This is a genomic window from Pandoraea thiooxydans (assembly GCF_001931675.1).
In the GTDB taxonomy this organism is placed as follows: Bacteria; Pseudomonadota; Gammaproteobacteria; order Burkholderiales; family Burkholderiaceae; genus Pandoraea; species Pandoraea thiooxydans.
Map to the genome: position 1 here is coordinate 219027 of NZ_CP014839.1, position 16863 is coordinate 235889.

At 62.7% G+C, this 16863-nt stretch carries 17 protein-coding genes; 7 read left to right on the forward strand and 10 right to left on the reverse strand.

Features of this window, described 5'->3' with window-relative positions:
* Positions 1 to 124: 124 nt before the first annotated feature.
* Positions 125 to 1483, forward strand: coding sequence for a methyl-accepting chemotaxis protein (locus PATSB16_RS01055; protein ID WP_237170273.1), 1359 nt, complete (start codon positions 125 to 127; stop codon positions 1481 to 1483).
* A 40-nt stretch (positions 1484 to 1523) separates the two neighbouring features.
* Here PATSB16_RS01055 and PATSB16_RS01060 read toward each other — a convergent pair whose 3' ends face one another.
* The 4 genes from PATSB16_RS01060 to PATSB16_RS01075 form a co-directional block, all read right to left on the reverse strand.
* On the reverse strand, positions 1524 to 1811 hold the full coding sequence (locus PATSB16_RS01060; protein WP_072628587.1) for a hypothetical protein: 288 nt from the start codon (positions 1809 to 1811) through the stop codon (positions 1524 to 1526).
* 342 nt (positions 1812 to 2153) lie between these two features.
* Complete coding sequence (locus PATSB16_RS01065; protein WP_072628588.1) at positions 2154 to 2285, reverse strand: entericidin A/B family lipoprotein; 132 nt, start codon at positions 2283 to 2285, stop codon at positions 2154 to 2156.
* A gap of 68 nt (positions 2286 to 2353) precedes the next feature.
* Positions 2354 to 2560 (reverse strand): CsbD family protein, encoded by a 207-nt coding sequence (locus PATSB16_RS01070; RefSeq protein ID WP_047216047.1) that lies wholly within the window; start codon positions 2558 to 2560, stop codon positions 2354 to 2356.
* 147 nt (positions 2561 to 2707) lie between these two features.
* A complete protein-coding gene (locus tag PATSB16_RS01075) occupies positions 2708 to 4099 on the reverse strand; it encodes an ATP-binding protein (protein ID WP_047216048.1) in 1392 nt (463 codons plus the stop codon).
* Between the two features lie 180 nt (positions 4100 to 4279).
* Here PATSB16_RS01075 and PATSB16_RS01080 point away from each other — a divergent pair, with 180 nt between their 5' ends.
* The 5 genes from PATSB16_RS01080 (at position 4280) to PATSB16_RS01100 (ending at position 8323) form a co-directional block, all read left to right on the forward strand.
* Positions 4280 to 4441, forward strand: a complete 162-nt coding sequence (locus PATSB16_RS01080; protein ID WP_047216049.1) for a DUF1328 domain-containing protein — start codon at positions 4280 to 4282, stop codon at positions 4439 to 4441.
* Positions 4442 to 4545: 104 nt separating this feature from the next.
* A complete protein-coding gene (locus tag PATSB16_RS01085) occupies positions 4546 to 5058 on the forward strand; it encodes a ferritin-like domain-containing protein (RefSeq protein WP_418303880.1) in 513 nt (170 codons plus the stop codon).
* 53 nt (positions 5059 to 5111) lie between these two features.
* Entirely contained in the window at positions 5112 to 5759 is a 648-nt protein-coding gene (locus PATSB16_RS01090; protein ID WP_047216051.1) for a response regulator, read from the forward strand.
* Positions 5760 to 5791: 32 nt separating this feature from the next.
* Positions 5792 to 6187 (forward strand): response regulator, encoded by a 396-nt coding sequence (locus tag PATSB16_RS01095; protein ID WP_047216053.1) that lies wholly within the window; start codon positions 5792 to 5794, stop codon positions 6185 to 6187.
* Positions 6188 to 6514: 327 nt separating this feature from the next.
* On the forward strand, positions 6515 to 8323 hold the full coding sequence (locus tag PATSB16_RS01100) for an EAL domain-containing protein (protein WP_047216055.1): 1809 nt from the start codon (positions 6515 to 6517) through the stop codon (positions 8321 to 8323).
* Positions 8324 to 8409: 86 nt separating this feature from the next.
* Here the strand turns inward: PATSB16_RS01100 and PATSB16_RS01105 are convergent, their stop codons facing one another.
* Complete coding sequence (locus PATSB16_RS01105) at positions 8410 to 9882, reverse strand: NAD-dependent succinate-semialdehyde dehydrogenase (protein ID WP_083566633.1); 1473 nt, start codon at positions 9880 to 9882, stop codon at positions 8410 to 8412.
* A gap of 167 nt (positions 9883 to 10049) precedes the next feature.
* Positions 10050 to 11606, reverse strand: coding sequence for a UbiD family decarboxylase (locus PATSB16_RS01110; protein WP_047216057.1), 1557 nt, complete (start codon positions 11604 to 11606; stop codon positions 10050 to 10052).
* A 534-nt stretch (positions 11607 to 12140) separates the two neighbouring features.
* Here PATSB16_RS01110 and PATSB16_RS01115 point away from each other — a divergent pair.
* The gene (locus tag PATSB16_RS01115; RefSeq protein ID WP_052892774.1) at positions 12141 to 13205 is read left to right on the forward strand and encodes a lytic transglycosylase domain-containing protein; all 1065 of its coding nucleotides are present in this window, start codon (positions 12141 to 12143) and stop codon (positions 13203 to 13205) included.
* A gap of 90 nt (positions 13206 to 13295) precedes the next feature.
* Here PATSB16_RS01115 and PATSB16_RS01120 read toward each other — a convergent pair whose 3' ends face one another.
* The 4 genes from PATSB16_RS01120 to ribBA form a co-directional block, all read right to left on the reverse strand.
* Positions 13296 to 14483: a pyridoxal phosphate-dependent aminotransferase gene (locus PATSB16_RS01120; RefSeq protein ID WP_047216059.1), complete on the reverse strand. Its 1188-nt coding sequence runs from the start codon at positions 14481 to 14483 to the stop codon at positions 13296 to 13298.
* Positions 14484 to 14501: 18 nt separating this feature from the next.
* Positions 14502 to 14966 carry a transcription antitermination factor NusB gene (gene nusB / locus PATSB16_RS01125; RefSeq protein WP_047216060.1) on the reverse strand — a complete coding sequence of 155 codons (465 nt, stop codon included), beginning with the start codon at positions 14964 to 14966 and terminating at the stop codon, positions 14502 to 14504.
* On the reverse strand, positions 14966 to 15496 hold the full coding sequence (gene ribH, locus PATSB16_RS01130) for a 6,7-dimethyl-8-ribityllumazine synthase (protein WP_047216061.1): 531 nt from the start codon (positions 15494 to 15496) through the stop codon (positions 14966 to 14968). The genes nusB and ribH overlap by 1 nt, the downstream gene beginning before the upstream one ends.
* A 167-nt stretch (positions 15497 to 15663) precedes the next feature.
* Positions 15664 to 16782, reverse strand: a complete 1119-nt coding sequence (gene ribBA, locus PATSB16_RS01135) for a bifunctional 3,4-dihydroxy-2-butanone-4-phosphate synthase/GTP cyclohydrolase II (RefSeq protein WP_047216062.1) — start codon at positions 16780 to 16782, stop codon at positions 15664 to 15666.
* Positions 16783 to 16863 lie beyond the last annotated feature (81 nt).

Here is a 16863-nt window from a genome sequence, read left to right on the forward strand (position 1 = left end):
TGAGGGATTGTGTCCATCAAGTTTGTGCTTGCGAGGCCGTTATCACTCCGGTACACCACGAAACGAGGGGCGGGCAATGGGGCTTTGGCGACGAGGCGGCAGCGCCACGAAATCCACGCAAGTCATGGCAGACATCGCCGGCCAGGCCGGCGAGCTGGGTATTGAAATTTGCGACATCGCCGGGCATGTCGAGGAAGTGGCGACGCGCCTGAAACGGCAGGCCGAGGTTTTCCAGGTGCTGCGCCGCACTGCCTCGCATACCGCCGAGGGTAACCAGCGCATCGCCGAAGCCGCGCGACATGCTCGCCATGTGGCCCAGCAAGCGAGTAGCGAGGTCGCCGGCTCGCGCGCGACGGCCGACGCGTCGCTACAGACCATTCATGGGCTGGCCGAGGGCGTGGCCGGCATGGAGCAGGAAATAGGTGGTTTGAGCGAGGCATTGCTTCATGTGGGCAAAGTCGCCGAGGGCATTTCGGTCATCGCGCGGCAAACCCACTTGCTGGCCCTCAACGCCGCTATCGAGGCCGCCCGTGCCGGCCCGGCGGGGCGCAGCTTTGCGGTGGTCGCGGCCGAAGTCAAACAGCTGGCCGCGCAAACCGGCGAGGCCACGCAGCAAATCGAGACGACGCTGGCGACCCTGGCCGCGCGAACCGAGCGTCTGATGGCCGAGAGCAGCGCCAATATGGCGCGCGCGGCGCAGGTGCGGGAAGGAACGCACGCGATCGGCACGGTCATCGGATTGGCCGCTCACGCGCTCTCGACGTTCGATGAAGAGACTGGCCATATCGTCCAGGCCAGTGAGGCTATCGAGGCCGAGTGCGTCAGCCTGTCGGAACATGTCGAGGAGATGGCGGGCGAAGTCGTTCGTTCGGCTGAGAACATGGCCCAAGCGCGCGAACAGACCAACGGTTGCCTGAGCGTATCGGAAAATCTCATCGGCCTGACGGCCGACGCCGGCGTGAAGACTGGCGACACGCCCTTTATCGACACCGTACAGCGAGCGGCTCAGCGCGTGGGCAAGCTGTTCGAGGCCGCGCTTGCGCAACGGTCGGTGACCGAGGAGGCGATTTTCGATCGCATTTATCAGCCGATTGCCGGCTCCGATCCGCCGCAGTTTCTGACGCGCGTCACGGCCTTTACCGACCGCGCGCTGCCGGAAATCCTGGAACCCTTGCTGGAGATGGATGAGCGCGTTGTCGCATGTTTCGCGGTTGACGAAAACGGCTACGTGCCGACTCACAATCTGAAATATTCGAGCGCACCGACCAACGATCCGCTGTGGAATGCCGCGCATTGCCGCAACCGGCGCATTTTCGACGACCGCACCGGCAGTGCGGCGGCCCGCAACACGCGCCCATTTCTGTTACAGACTTATCGGCGCGACATGGGCGGCGGTGAATTCACTCTGATGAAAGACGTGTCGGCGCCGATTTTCGTTCACGGCCGACATTGGGGCGGCGTGCGCATGCTCTACCGCGTCTGACTCGGCGGCGGCGCGTTGGCCGCTGCCGTGCCTCGCCTGACTAGCGACGCCAGTGGCCGTGGTGCCAATGGCCCCGGCGATAGTAACGGCCATAGTAAGGCCCATAGCCATAGTAGCCGGGCGGCGGACCGTAATAGACGACGCTGGGTTGATAGATCACCGGCGGCGGAGGAGGCGGGGCCACGTACACGGGCGGGGCGACGTATACGGGCGCCGGGAAGGGGATGCCGATGCCGATGCCCACCGACACGTGGGCCTGCGCCGTGCCAGCCAGGCCGGCAGCCAGTGCCGCCCCTGTAACCATGAGCGCGGCGAATTTCGCTTTCATACGGGTACTCCTGCTGATATCTATTCTTTTGGTTTGGCCGCGACGCACTGTTCGAGCCACGCGACAAACGGCCTTGACTGCTTTGAATTTAGCGAATTTGATCGGTGTTCTGTTAAGTAATTTGTTGCAAATTCTCACTGCCGCGAAGCGCCTTGCCGTCGCGAAAAGGCCATGAACGGCAGATACCGCCTCGCCGGCGATGCGCCCGCGCAGCACGCGCCGGGAGCACTCGCCTGCCGCGGTTACGTTTTATTACAACTTGGCTGGCCGCGTTGCCCCCACGCGACGCCAAAACGACGGAAAAGGCCGAATCAACGGTTCGATTCGGCCGGGTGTGCATGCCTACTTATTGCGCTGTGCCGCGCCTTGCAGGTCCTGTCCACCGTGCTCGATGTCCTTGCCGGCGCCTTGCATCGTGTTGCAGCCGCTCAGCACGACACCGAGCAGCAGTGCCAATGCAATCAAACGTTTCATGATTTGCTCCGTATCCAGCGGTCGGGTGATTGAAATGCTGCCGAGACTCGAAGGCTCGGTGAGAGGCTTCACCACATGCGGTGAGTGCGGTTCCAGTCGTCGACCTCGCGCTCGACCTCGGTCTTCGCCTTGCCGTAGCGCTCCTGCAAGAGCCCGACGAGTTTGTCGCGGTCTCCTTCGATGCGCATCAGGTCGTTGTCCGTCAGGTTGCCCCATTGCTGCTTGACGGCCCCCTTGAACTGATTCCATTTACCCTGCAGTTGCTCGCTATTCATATCGGCTCCTAGGTAATTGACAGGAACGCCGTGCGTCGATCGATGCGACAGCGTTGAGTGCATCTTATGCAGGATGGCGGACCTCGCGCTGTCGGCAAGCGACCCCGCATCGTGTCGGTCGATTCGGGTTCGGCTGTCAGCGGCTTCTCACACGCAGGATGCCTGGCCGCTGGCGGCCGCCACGCGCGGCATCGTGATGCGGATGGTCGTGCCCGCGCCTTGCGCTTTGCTGCGGATATCGATCTGCCCCCCGCGGGCCGACACGCGCTGACGCATGCCGAGCAGGCCGTGGGTTTTCGGTTTGCGAATCTGCTCGGGCGAGATGCCCACACCATTGTCGGCGACCTCGAGCCTCACCTGGTGTACGTCATGCTCGAGCGACAGGTCCACCTCGGTGGCGTGCGCATACTTGGCCGCGTTGGTCAGCGCCTCCTGCGTCACACGAAACAGAACGATCGCGGTCTGTTCGTCGAGCACGATGTCGTCGTCGGGCAGGGCAAGCGTCACTCGCCACTGATTTTGCTGGCCGGCTTCGCTGGCCAGGATGCGCAGGGCCGACACGAGCCCGAAGTTCATCAGCACCGTCGGGCGCAAATCCTCGACGATTCGCCGCTTGATCTGCACCCCCTGGTCGAGGTTGCGCAGCACGCGCTGCAATTTGTCGGCCAGCGCCGAGTCGCTTTGCCTGAGCTTGTGGTGCGTCCAGGTGACGTCCATTTTGCACGCGGTCAGGATCGCGCCGAGCTCGTCGTGGAGTTCGCGCGAGAGCTTGGTTTTCTCCGCCTCGCTGACGTTTTGAAGATGCGTCGCGAGCTCGTCGAGTTGCTGCGTGCGCTCCTGGACGAGATTGTCGAGACGGGCCTGTTGGGAGTCCAAGGCTTCACGCGCCCGGCGTTCGCGCCGGATCTGCCTGCCCAATTGCCGAAACAGCAGCACGAATAGCCCGATATTGAGCAGCGACAACGCGATGGCGCTGATGGCCGACAGCCACTGATCGGTCCGGCCATGCTCGCGCGCGACCTGCGCGCGGCCCAACTCGCGTCGGTAGAGCGCGGTGAAGCCGTCCTGGAGACGTTCCAGGCCGTCGATATCGTGAGCAGTCCGGGCGAGCGCGGTGTCCGCGCTCATGCGTCGCAGCGCAAATGCCTGGCGGGCGCTGGTCATGGCCTGTATGTGCCGGCTGAACACTTCGATCAGACTCGCGAAGTCTCGCAATCCATTCCGATCGTGGAGTCGGGTGTAATGCGCAACGATTGTCTCGGACAGCGCGCGAATACGTTTGACAGCGCTCAGGTAGGACTTGAGGTAGGCGTCCTGGCCGGAGAGCAAATAGCCGCGCTGGCTCGACACGATCGTCGCGGTACGGACGGTGACTTCGTTGATTTCCGTGGCGACGGTCATCGCCTGCAAGGCGCTTTCATAGTCGCTGGCCATGCGGCGATGCGCGGACTCCAGCACCAGCAGGCTACCCACGGCAATGGCAATGGCCAACAGCATGGCGGCGATCCAACTGCGGCGCCCAAGCCAGATCTTGATCATGAATGGCTCCTCTCAATCATGACGAATGATTTTCGCTACCCGGGGCGGGTATCGACATGTCGGTCGATTCCTACGAGAAAAACAGCAGGACCCCGACATAGCAAAGGCAGCATTACTTCTAACATCAAAACTGTGGATCGGAACGCGCAGTTTCCTTTGCTTACACAAATGGGAGGACTCATGCTTCATTATGCGGTCGTATTTTTTGTGATCGCCCTGATCGCCGCAGTGTTCGGCTTCACCGGCATTGCCGCGGGCGCCGCACAGATTGCCAAGATTTTGTTCTTCATATTTTTGGTGGTTTTCATCATCACATTATTCATGGGCGTGGTGGGGCGGTAGTGATGCCGGCAACGCAACCTCAGGCGCCCACCCAACCCGTATTTGAAGGAGTGAAGTCGATGACCGATCAGGACAAGCATTCACGCCACCAAGGCGGTTTCCAAATGGACATTCAAGCCGTTCGCGCCAAGGCCAGAGAACACCTGCAGGCCGGCGCGGTAACCGAAGGCTATGGCGCGCAACGCGACGCCGTGGTGAAATTGCTCAACGATGCATTGGCAACCGAACTGGTTTGCGTGTTGCGTTACAAGCGGCACCAATTCATGGCCAGCGGCATCCATGCCGAGCCGGTGGCGGCCGAATTCGCCGCGCATGCGGCGCAGGAGCTGCAGCATGCGGAGCGCGTCGCGCAGCGCATCATTCAACTGGGCGGCGAGCCGGATTTTTCTCCTGCCACGCTCGAACAGCGCAGCCATGCCGAATATGTGGCCGGCAAAACGTTGCGCGATATGATTCAGGAGAATCTGGTGGCCGAGCGCATTGCAATCGATTCCTATCGCGCCATGGCGATTTATGTGGGCGAGCGCGACTCCACCACCCGTCGCCTGCTGGAAGAGATTCTGGCCATGGAGGAGGAACACGCGCACGACATGGCCGATCTGCTCGAGCGGGAGTAGGGCAGGTCTGGCCGCACCGACGAACAGCAGCATCAGCGTTACGGGAGCATCCTATGGCGATATCCGACGCGATCCGAATTCTGGTGGCGGACGATCATGCGATCGTGCGCACCGGCTTCAGGCAGTTCGTCTGCGACGAACCCGATATGGAGGTCGCTGCCGAGGCCGCCAGTGGCGAAGAGGTCGTCACTCTGGTGCGCGAGCGGGAGTTCGATGTGGTGCTGCTGGATATTGCGATGCCCGACACGAATGGCATCGACACGTTGCGTGTCGTCAAGCAAATCAAGCCCCGGTTGCCCGTACTTTTTTTGAGTACCTATCCCGAGACCCAATACGCAGTGATTCTGCTGCGTGCCGGCGCCGATGGCTATGTGATGAAGGATGCGCCGCCCGAGGAAATCATCCGCGCGATTCGCACCGTGGCGCGAGGCCATCGCTACGTCAGCGAGGTCACCGCCGGCTTGCTGATGCAAAAGCTTGAGCGACCGGGCGATCAGGCCATGCACGATGGCCTGTCCGACCGGGAATTTCAGGTTTTCTGCAAACTCGCCCAGGGCCGCAAGCCGACTGAAATCGCCGAGGAACTGCATCTGAGCGTCAAGACGATCAGCACGTATCGTGCGCGCGTGCTGGAGAAGATGCGCCTGCAATCGAATGCCGAGCTCACGCGCTACGCGCTCGAGAATGGGTTGATTCTATAGTGCCACCCGGTATCGCATAACGGACGAATGTCATGGCCAGTGCCCCGCTTCGCGTTTTTCTCCTCGAGGATTCCGCCGTGATCCGGGAGAGTCTGGCTGAAGCCATCGATGCATCCGGCGTGTTTATCGTCGCCGGCACGGCCGACACGGCATCCGAGGCGGTGACTTTGCTCAAGGAGCAGGCGTTTGATGCGATCATCGTCGACTTGCAGCTGCGCCAGGGTTCGGGCATCGAAGTGCTCGCTTATCTGCGAGAAGCCGGCCTGCATCGGAGCATGCTCTCGATCGTGCTGACCAACTATGCGCTGCCGGCGCTGCGCCAGCGCTGCCTGGATTGCGGGGCGGGCTATTTCTTCGATAAATCACTTGAATTCGACCGCGTTATCGAGGTCATGGACGAATTCGCCAGTCGCCGCCTGCATCGCTGAATCGGCAGCGCGTTGTGCGCGATGCGCGTTGATGACATGTCACAAATTTGACAAAAATCGCGCGTACATTGCGCGTTAGCGTGCCAGCAAAAACATGCAAACGGCGCGCATTCGGGGCGCGTGATTCATCCATGCGAATTGATATGCCGCGACGGCGCGGCCGTGGGCGCGAGCCGGCAGTGGTCTTGCGGCGGGCCGCCACTTGTATTCGATCAGTGCCAGCCAAACGCCTTCCTGCGGAGTCGCTTCTTGCGTTCGTCCAATCCTGTGTCGACCGAACCATTCGACAATGCCTCGTCCGGTGTCATGCCCGGAGCTGTGCGTCACATGATCGAAACATCCGGGCAGGAAGCCGCTCTGATCGAGGCGATTTGCCAGGGCGACGGTCTATTCGCCGAGTTCCAGCCAATTCTGGATTTCCGTACCGCTCGACTGAGCGGCTATGAAGGGCTCGTGCGCGGCCCGGTCGGTACCGCGCTGGCCCGGCCATTGGCGCTGTTTGCCGCGGCCAAGCGGTTGGGGCGCGCGCACGAAGTCGAGCTTCAGTGCCGCCGCACCGTGCTCTCGGCGTTCGCGCGGCTCGGCCTGCCGGGCAAGCTGTTCCTCAATATCAGCCCGGTCGAGGCGGTCGGTCATGAGCCGGCGCTGGCCTTGATGCAGACGCTGGACTTCCTGCATCAGATCGAATTGACGCCGGATCGTATCGTGCTGGAGCTGACCGAGCATCAGCCAACGCTCGACCTGCCGGAGACGCGCGCGACCCTGCAGGATTACCGGGCGCTCGGTTTCGAGATCGCGCTGGACGACCTGGGCGAGGGCTACGCGAGCCTGCGCCTGTGGTCCGAACTGCGGCCGGACTACGTCAAAATCGACCAGCATTTCATCGACGGTATCGATACCGACTCGCTCAAGCTGCAGTTCGTGCGCTCGATCCGGCAGATCGCCGACACCAGCGGCACCCGAGTGATCGCCGAGGGTATCGAACAGGCCGCCCAATTTCAGGTGGTGCGCGATCTGGGCATCTTCTTCGGCCAGGGGTACTTCATCGCCCGGCCAACCGCACTGCCCGATCCCGAATTGACGCCTGCCGTGCGGGTTGCGCTGAGCCAGCGCGGCGCTCACATGCACCCACAACCCAGCCGGCTGGGCGAGGGGTTCGCGCTCGGCAACGGAGCCGGCACGGTCGCACAATTGGCGCGCTACGTATTGCCGGTCTCACCCGACGAATTGAGCGAAGACGTCATGGCGCGCTTCGAGCGGGATTCGGCACTCGAGGCGCTGCCTGTCGTGGCCGGCGAGACACCGGTCGGACTGATCAGCCGCAGCGCGCTGCTGGGTCGCTTTGCGCGACGCTTCACGCGCGAGCTGTATGGCCGCAAGCCGTGTTCGACCCTGATGGAGAACATGCCGCTGGTGGTCGAGCAGAACACCCGCATCGAGGAGCTGAGCCGCCTGATCGCCGACGGCACCGCTCATCACCTGATCGGCGGCTTCGTGGTCACCGAGGGCGATCGCTACGTCGGTGTCGTGCAGGGACACGCATTGTTGCGCCAGATCACCGACATGCAACTCGATGCCGCCCGCTATGCCAACCCGCTTACCCTGTTGCCCGGCAATGTGCCGATCGACGACTATATCGACTATTTGCTCGCCAGCCGCATGCCCTTCCAGGCCTGCTATTGCGACCTGGACAATTTCAAGCCATTCAACGACGTCTTCGGTTATCGGCGCGGTGACGATCTGATCCAGGCGCTCGCCAGGGTGTTGATGGCCGTGCGCAACCCGGCTTGCGATTTTCTCGGCCATATCGGCGGGGACGATTTTCTGCTGCTGTTCCAAAGTGCCGATTGGGAGTCGCGCTGTCGTGCCGCATTGGAGCGCTTTGAGGAGGTTGTCGGCGATTTCTTCGGGCCGGACCAGATCCGGGCCGGCGGCTTCGAAGCCGAGGATCGACGCGGTCAGGTAATGCTGTATCCGCTCACGAGCCTGTCGATCGGCGCGGTGGTGGTCGAGCAGGACAGCTACCTGTCGCACGTCGACGTTTCGGTGGCGGCGGCCGAGGCCAAGAAAATGGCCAAGCGGCAATCCGGCAACAGCTTGTTTATCGAGCGCCGGCGCGCCCGGCGCAATACATAACGCGCATCAAAAAGGGGCGGTCGCACCGCCCCTTCCTGTTGTATTCGCGTGCGTCGCCGTTGCCGATCGCACGCGAACGGCCTTGGCTACATGCCGGCCATGCACAGATACTTGATTTCCAGGTACTCGTCCATGCCGTACTTCGATCCCTCGCGGCCCAGGCCGGATTGCTTGACGCCACCGAACGGCGCGACCTCGTTGGAAATGATGCCGGTGTTGATGCCGACCATGCCGTAATCCAGCGCCTCCGCCACGCGCCATACGCGGCCGATGTCGCGGCTATAGAAGTACGAAGCCAGGCCGAAGTCGGTGTCGTTGGCCAACTGAACCACTTCGGCTTCGTCCTTGAACTTGAACACCGCTGCGACCGGCCCGAAGGTCTCTTCCTGCGCGATCAGCATGTTCTTGGTGGCGCCCGCCAGCACGGTCGGTTCGACGAAGTGGCCGGAAATCACCTTGCCGCCGGTGGCCACGCGGGCCCCCTTGCTCTGTGCATCCGCGATATGCTCCGAGACCTTCTTGACCGCGGCGTCGTCGATCAGCGGCCCCTGATTGACGCCCGGCTCGAAACCGTTGCCGACGCGCAGCTTCTTGACGGCCTCGGCCAGCTTCTCGACAAAGGCGTCATACAGCTTTTCCTGCACGTAAAAGCGGTTGGTACACACGCACGTTTGGCCGGCGTTGCGGTATTTCGAGGCGATCGCGCCTTCGATCGCGGCGCCCAGATCGGCGTCGTCGAAAACGATGAACGGCGCATGGCCGCCCAGTTCGAGCGCCATTTTCTTGACCGTCGGCGCGCACTGCTGCATCAGGATGCGGCCCACCGGCGTGGAGCCGGTAAACGACATGTGACGCACGCGCGGACTCGCGCACAGCACCTTGCCGACCTTGATCGAGTTGTCGCTGTCGGCGGTGATCACGTTGAAAACACCTTTCGGGATGCCGGCGCGATCGGCCAGTTCGGCCAGCGCCAGTGCCGACAGCGGCGTTTGCTCCGCCGGCTTGACGACGATCGTGCAGCCGGCGGCGATCGCCGGGGCGACCTTGCGCGTGATCATCGCAATCGGGAAGTTCCACGGGGTGATCGAGGCGCACACGCCAATCGGCTGTTTGATCGTAAACATGCGTTTGCCGGGTTGCGGGCTGTCGAGCACGTCACCGCACACCCGCTTGGCTTCCTCGGCGAACCATTCGAGAAACGACGCGCCATACACGACTTCTCCCTTGGCCTCGGCCAGCGGCTTGCCTTGCTCGGCGGTCATGATGGCCGCCAGATCGTCCTGATGGGCGATCACCAGATCGAACCAGGCGCGCAGAATCGCCGCGCGCTCCTTGCCGGTCTTCGCACGCCAGGCCGGCAGCGCGGCATCGGCCGCGGCAATCGCGCGCTCGGTTTCCGTCTCGCTCAGATCGGCAACCTGGGCAATCTCGGCCCGGGTTGCGGGGTCGACGACGGCGAATGTCGCCTTCGAATCGGCGCCGATCCAGGCGCCGTCGATATAGGCTCCGGTCTTCAGCAGAGCGGCATCTTTCAATTTGGCGAGGGCGGGGTGAGACACAGTGAACTCCTCATGCAAGGTGGCAATGGAATAGGGGTGGGCCGAGCACGCGAACCGCAAGCCCACGGTGTGGCAGTCCAGCTATTTAATTAATATATTAACAAAATTGTCGCGATGCGGACGTACCGCACCGGCATCGCTCAGCATAACGCAAATGCTTCGACCTTTCAGGCGCCCAGTCCGAGCTCGCGCCACAGCGCCGCCATGCGAGCGTCGACGGCGGGATCCATCTCGATCGGACGGCCCCATTCGCGTTGGGTTTCGCCCGGCCACTTGTTGGTGGCATCGATGCCCATTTTGGAACCCAGGCCGGCGACCGGCGAAGCGAAATCGAGATAGTCGATCGGTGTCTGGTCGACCAGGGTAGTGTCGCGAATCGGGTCGACCCGCGTGGTCATGGCCCAGATGACCTCTTTCCAGTCGCGAATATTGACGTCTTCGTCGACCACCACGATGAACTTGGTGTACATGAACTGGCGCAGAAAGCTCCATACCCCGAACATCACCCGCTTGGCGTGACCGGGATAGCTCTTTTTCATCTGCACGATGGCCATCCGGTAGCTGCATCCCTCCGGCGGCAGGTAGAAGTCGGTGATTTCAGCGAATTGCTTTTGCAGCAACGGCACGAATACTTCGTTGAGCGCCACGCCCAGAATCGCCGGCTCGTCAGGCGGCTTGCCGGTATACGTGGAGTGGTAGACCGGATCGCGACGCATCGTGATGCGCTCGATCGTCATGACCGGGAACCATTCCTGCTCGTTGTAGTAGCCCGTGTGGTCGCCGTAGGGGCCCTCCAATGCGTGCTCGTAGCCGGCGGTGGCGCCCTGGCGGGGCGCTGGCGGCGCGCCGGCCGGCACCACGGGCTGATGCGCGGCCGGACGGATAAATCCCTCCAGCACGATTTCCGCCCGCGCCGGCACACGCAGGGCTTCGAGCCCGGGGCTCAGGCATTTGGCCAGTTCGGTGCGCCCGCCGCGCAACAGGCCGGCGAATTGATACTCCGACAGCGTATCCGGTACCGGTGTGACCGCTCCGAGCGTGGTCGCGGGATCGGCGCCGAGCACTACCGCGATCGGAAACGGCTGGCCGGGGTTGGCGAGCGCGAACTCGCGAAAATCGAGCGCACCGCCGCGGTGGGCGAGCCAGCGCATGATGACCTGGTTGCGGCCGATCACCTGCTGGCGATAAATGCCGAGATTCTGCCGCTTGCGGTGCGGCCCCTGGGTGACCACCAAGCCCCAGGTGATGAGTGGCGCGACGTCGCCGGGCCAGCAGGTCTGGATCGGCAGGCGCGCCAAATCGACGTCATTGCCTTCCCAAACGATTTCCTGACATACAGGACTGCCAACGACCTTCGGGCCCATGTCCCAGACAGCCTTGGCCAGCGACAACAATTTCCCGGCATCCTTCAGGCCACGCGGGGGCTCGGGCTCCTTGAGCGCCGACAGGAGCCGGCCGATGTTGCGTAACTCGAGCAGTGGATCCGCGTCGCCGTCGATACCCATGCCGAGCGCCACTCGGCGTGGAGTGCCAAATAAATTGGCGAGCACCGGCATGGTGTGGGCCGTGGGGCGCTCGAACCACAGTGCCGGACCGCCGGCGCGCAAGGTTCGATCACACAGCGCGGTCATTTCCAGGTTCGGCGATACTTCGGCGCTTACGCGCTTGAGTTCGCCCAGATGTTCCAATTGCTCGGAGAAGTCCCGCAAGTCGTGGTAATTCATGCAACAAATCGTAACGGGGAAGAAAAAAATTCGGCAATTATTGCCGGCCCATGACAACGCTGAACGACCGGAAATCCCCGGTATGCCGTGCATTTTACCGACTGAGCCCACAATAACGGCAAGTTCGTTTGTGAATTTTAATTACTTTTAGTAATTGAAATTGATTTTTATAGTATTGACCATTTATATATCCTTGCTAGAATCCGCTCGTCGAATCCAATAAAGCGTGACACAGGTGCCGGGAAACTCCCGACTGTGATGCGCGACAACTACAACACCGACGTGGATTTTCAGTGACCGGTTCCCAGCGCTCAGCTATTCGGGAGCCGGTTTTTTAGGAAGCAGCGGGGATTTCGATTCCTCGACATTGGCCCAGAGACATGCCAATGCGCTGCGCGGCCGTGCCAACCGCTTGGTGCAGCCGCCCTGTTCCAAAATGCCGCATGAGCAACCCGGGGGAAGGCCGCGAGGCCTCCGTGGGCTCATCCATGCGCCGGCGTGCCGGCGAACGTGGCGTCAGAGGAGTAAGTTGCAATGAAGTTGTCTAACGTTAAATCTTGGCAATTGCTGGCCGGTCGCGCCGAAAAATCCAGCGACAGCGCGCGCGCCGCCGGACTGGATTGGCGTCGCGTATTGCGGCACAGCAGCCGTGTCAGTCTCTACGGCTTCAGCGCGGTCGGTTTGTTGTCGGTGCTGGGCGCGATGGCGCTTTGGACCCAACCGGCGCTGCGTAGTCAACTCGCCGCCCAGGTGGCGCCGCTGCTGGCTGCTGCCACGGGCAAGCAGGCCGCTTCGACGTCTTCGGTGCCATCCCCTGCTGGCGATGCCGACCTGATCGCCAAGGCTGCGCAGCACGCGCCGTCGATTGCAGTGCTGGCTTCCTATATCCCCAACAAGCGAATTGCCGTCGACGCCCGCAATGGCCAGATGCCGCTGACCACCAAGGAGCAGGTACTGGTAGCCGAATACCTGGCCAAACGTTATCACGTGGCCAGCGACGTCACCGCCAATCTGGTGAAGGCCTCTTATACGACCGGGCAGCAGGTTGGGCTCGATCCGTTGCTGCTGCTGGCCGTAATGGCCATTGAATCGGGCTTCAACCCCTATGCCGAGAGCGGCGTCGGTGCGCAGGGCTTGATGCAGGTGATGTCCAAGGTCCATATGGACAAGCTAGCCTACTTCGGTGGCGCTGACGCGGCGCTGCATCCGCTGACCAACATCAAGGTCGGCGCATTGATTTTGAAGGAATGCATCGCCCGTGGCGGTTCGTTGGCCAACGGGCTGCGTCTGTATGTCGGATCCACCAGTACCAACGACGGCGGCTATGGCGCCAAGGTGCTGGCCGAGCGCAATCGCTTGCGCAGCGTGGCGCTGGGGCGCCACGTGTCGGTGACTGCGCCGCAGGCGCCGGTGCTCGTGTCGCAACAAGGCAAGACAGCCGGCAAAACGGCGGGCAAGGCGGTGCAGCCTGCCGTGGAACCGTCCACGACCACGCCGACAGCGCCGCAAAATTCGGCGGCGATCGAAAAGGTCAAAGCCGCCGGGCAAGGTGCAACGATCGATGCTGATGCGACCGGCAAGGACGGCAGCGCAGCCTGAGTCTGTGCGTCAACGGCACATTCGCCGTGGCAATATTGATGAAAAAAGGAGCTTCGGCTCCTTTTTTTGTCGGCGCGATTTTCCGGGCGCTCAGGCCAGGCGTCGCGCCAGGCGCTCGACCGCTTCGTGCAGTTTCGCTTGCGAGGTTGCGTAAGACAGGCGGATGTAGCGGCGCGGATCGGCGTGGCCGAAATCGAGACCGGGTACGAGGACGACTTCGGCTTCGTGGAGCAGCGCCTGAGTCAGGGCGTCGCTGTCATGCCGCGCCGGATGGTTGACGGCGCTGACGTCGGCGTACACATAGAAGGCGCCGTCCGGCTTGACCGGTACCTGAAAGCCGAGCTTCTCCAGCGCGGGCACGATGAAATCCCGGCGCTGCCGGAATTCTTCCTTGCGCTGTTCGTAGATCGCCAGGGCTTCCGGTGAAAAACACGCCACCGCCGCATACTGCGCGACAGCCGACGGGCAAATGAACAAATTCTGCGAGAGTTTCTCGAAATCCGGAACCAGCGCCGGCGGCACGACCAGCCAGCCCAGGCGCCAGCCGGTCATGTTGAAATACTTCGAGAAGCTGTTGACCACCAGAATGTCGTCGCCGTGGGCCAGCGCGCTCACGGGCGGGGCATCATATGACAGGCCCTGATAGATTTCGTCGACCACCGTGAAGCCGCCACGCTCGCGGGCGATGCGCGCGATACGCGCCAGTTCGGCCGGCGCGATCGACGTACCGGTCGGGTTCGACGGCGAGGCAAGCAGCACGCCGCGCGTACGAGGCCCCCAATGGGCCTCGACGTGCTCGGCGCTCAGTTGAAAGCGGTCCGCCGGCCCGCTTGGGACCAGCACCGGCCGGCCGTCGAAGGCGGCCACGAAATGGCGATTGCACGGATAGCAGGGGTCGGGCATCAGCACTTCGTCGCCCGGGTTGACGAGCGCGGCGCACGCCAGCACCAGGGCAGCCGATGCGCCCGCCGTGACGATAATGCGCTCCGGCGCGACGTCCAGTCCGTGCTGGGCACGGTAAAAGCCGGCAATGGCCTCGCGCAGCTGCCGCAATCCGAGGGCGCTCGTGTACTGCGTGCGGCCGTCGCGCATCGCTTGAGCGGCGGCTGCCACGACCGGCTCGGGCGCGGTGAAATCGGGTTCGCCGATCCCCATATGAATGATCGGGCGCCCCGCGTGCTCGAGATGGGCGGCCTGCTTGGCCAGTTCCATCACATGGAAGGGGGCGATATGGGCTACGCGCTCGGCGAGCTGCAAGGCACAGGTCAGGCGGTCCATCGTCACGTATGGGGGTGATCAGTTGGCGGAACGTGCGCGGGGCGGTGCGTTGCGCGCCGCCTCGACCTCCGGTGCGCGCGCTTGCGCGGCGAATTTGTCCAGTACGCCGTTGACATAGCGGAATCCGTCGGCGCCGCCGAATGTCTTCGCCAGTTCGACCGCCTCGTTGATCACGACCTTGTAAGGGATGTCGAGGTGATGACGCAACTCGACCGCGCCGATCAGCAATACCGCGTGCTCGACCGGCGACAATTCGGCCACAGGCCTGTCGAGATAGGGTTGCAGTTGCGCGGACAGATCGCTGGCCTCGCGAATCGCGCTGTGCAGCAGTGCGTCGAGATGCGTCTTGTCGGCCTTCTCGAAACCCGGCGAGGCGCGCAGGTGCGCGTCGATCTCGCCGGCGTCGCTGCGCGAGAGCAGCCACTGGTACATGCCTTGCAGCGCCAACTCCCGGGCGCGGCGTCGTGCACTCTTGGTCGTCATTACCTAAGTTCCTCGTCGATGGCGGTCGGCTCGTCGTCGCCCTCGTCCTCGTCGTCGTCTTCGCCGTTGAGCAGGTCGAGCGCTTCGAGCAGATTGGCCATTTCGACGGCCACGCGTGCCGCGTCCCGCCCTTTCTCGGCACTGCGCGCATGGGCTTGTTCGTCGGTATCGGTGGTGAGTACCGCATTGGCCACCGGGATGCCGAAGTCCAACCCGATGCGGCTGATGCCGGCGCCGCTCTCGTTCGAGACCAGCTCGAAATGGTAGGTCTCGCCGCGAATCACCGCGCCGATTGCCACCAGGGCGTCGAATTGGCCGCTTTCGGCCAGTTTTTGCAGTGCCAGCGGAATCTCCAGAGCGCCGGGCACGGTGATCAGCAGCACGTCCTCGCCCGCGACGCCCAGGCGTTCGAGCTCGGCAACACAGGCTTCGCGCAGTTCATGGCCGACGCTGGTGTTGAAGCGGGCCTGTACGATGCCGATGCGCAACCCTTCGCCGTCCAGTTCGGGTTGATATTGTCCAATGTCCATGGCATTTTTCCTTCGAGGCCGTTGAAAATCAAAATGGGGGGCGGCACGGTCGGCATGGATCGTCTGACGCGTCCGAATTGCCAGGCCGAGCCGGACTGCGAAACCGCTTCGCCGAATCTTGCAACAGCTTCTTCAAACAGTGCAGTGTGGGCGGTAAACCGTAATTATCAGGCCATTGCCTTGGGTGTGGGTTGAAATCCGCAAACTTCCAGGCCGTAACCTGCCATGTTCGGAATCTTGCGCGGGCTTGAGAGCACCCGCATTTTGCTCACGCCAACGTCGCGCAGGATCTGGGCGCCGATGCCATGGGTGCGGAAATCCATCGGGCGTCGCTTGAGCGCCGCGGCCCGCTCCTGTTCGTCGAACGCTGAAAACAGCGTGAAGAAATGCTCGCGGTTGTCGGCGCAATTGAGCAGCACGATCACGCCCTGTCCGACCTCGGCGATTTCCTGCATGGCATTGTGCAGCGTCCAGGAATGCGTGGTGGAGGCTGTTTCGAGCAGATCGAGGGCCGACAACGGCTCGTGCACGCGCACCAGGGTTTCGGTCTCTGGGCGCGGGGTGCCGCGCACCAGCGCCAGATGAGGCATGCCGCTCGGTTTGTCGCGATACAGGGTGGCCTGGAACGGGCCGTGAGCCGTTTGCATTTCGCGCGAAGCGACGCGCTCGATGACGGATTCGGTCCGACTGCGGTAATGGATCAGGTCGACGATGGTGCCGATCTTGATATCGTGCGTTTCGGCGAACTCGAGCAAATCCGGCAAGCGCGCCATCGTACCGTCGTCTTTCATGATCTCGCAGATCACCGCGGCAGGCGTCAGGCCCGCCAGGTGCGTCAGATCGCAGCCGGCCTCGGTGTGCCCGGCGCGCATCAGCACACCGCCGGGCTGGGCCATGATCGGAAATACGTGTCCGGGTTGAACGATGTCTTCGGCGCTGGCGCCCGCAGCGATCGCGGTTTGCACCGTGCGTGCGCGATCTGCGGCGGAAATGCCGGTGGTCACGCCCTCGGCCGCTTCGATGCTGATGGTGAACGCGGTGCCGTACTGGGTGCCATTGCGGTGTGTCATCAGCGGCAAATTCAGCTGGCGGCAGCGCTCTTGCGTCAGGGTCAGGCAAATCAGCCCGCGGCCGTACTTCGACATGAAGTTGATCGCTTCCGGCGTGACGAAGTCGGCCGCCAGCACCAGGTCACCCTCGTTCTCGCGATCCTCCTCGTCGACCAGCACGACCATGCGGCCGGCCTTGAGCTCTGCAATGATTTCTTCTGTGGAGGCGAGGGGCATGATGCGTCAGAACACGTAAAGGCTCTATTCTACGTCATGCGCGGCGGGAATTGCGGGTTGCGAGATGGCGCCGGAGCGGCT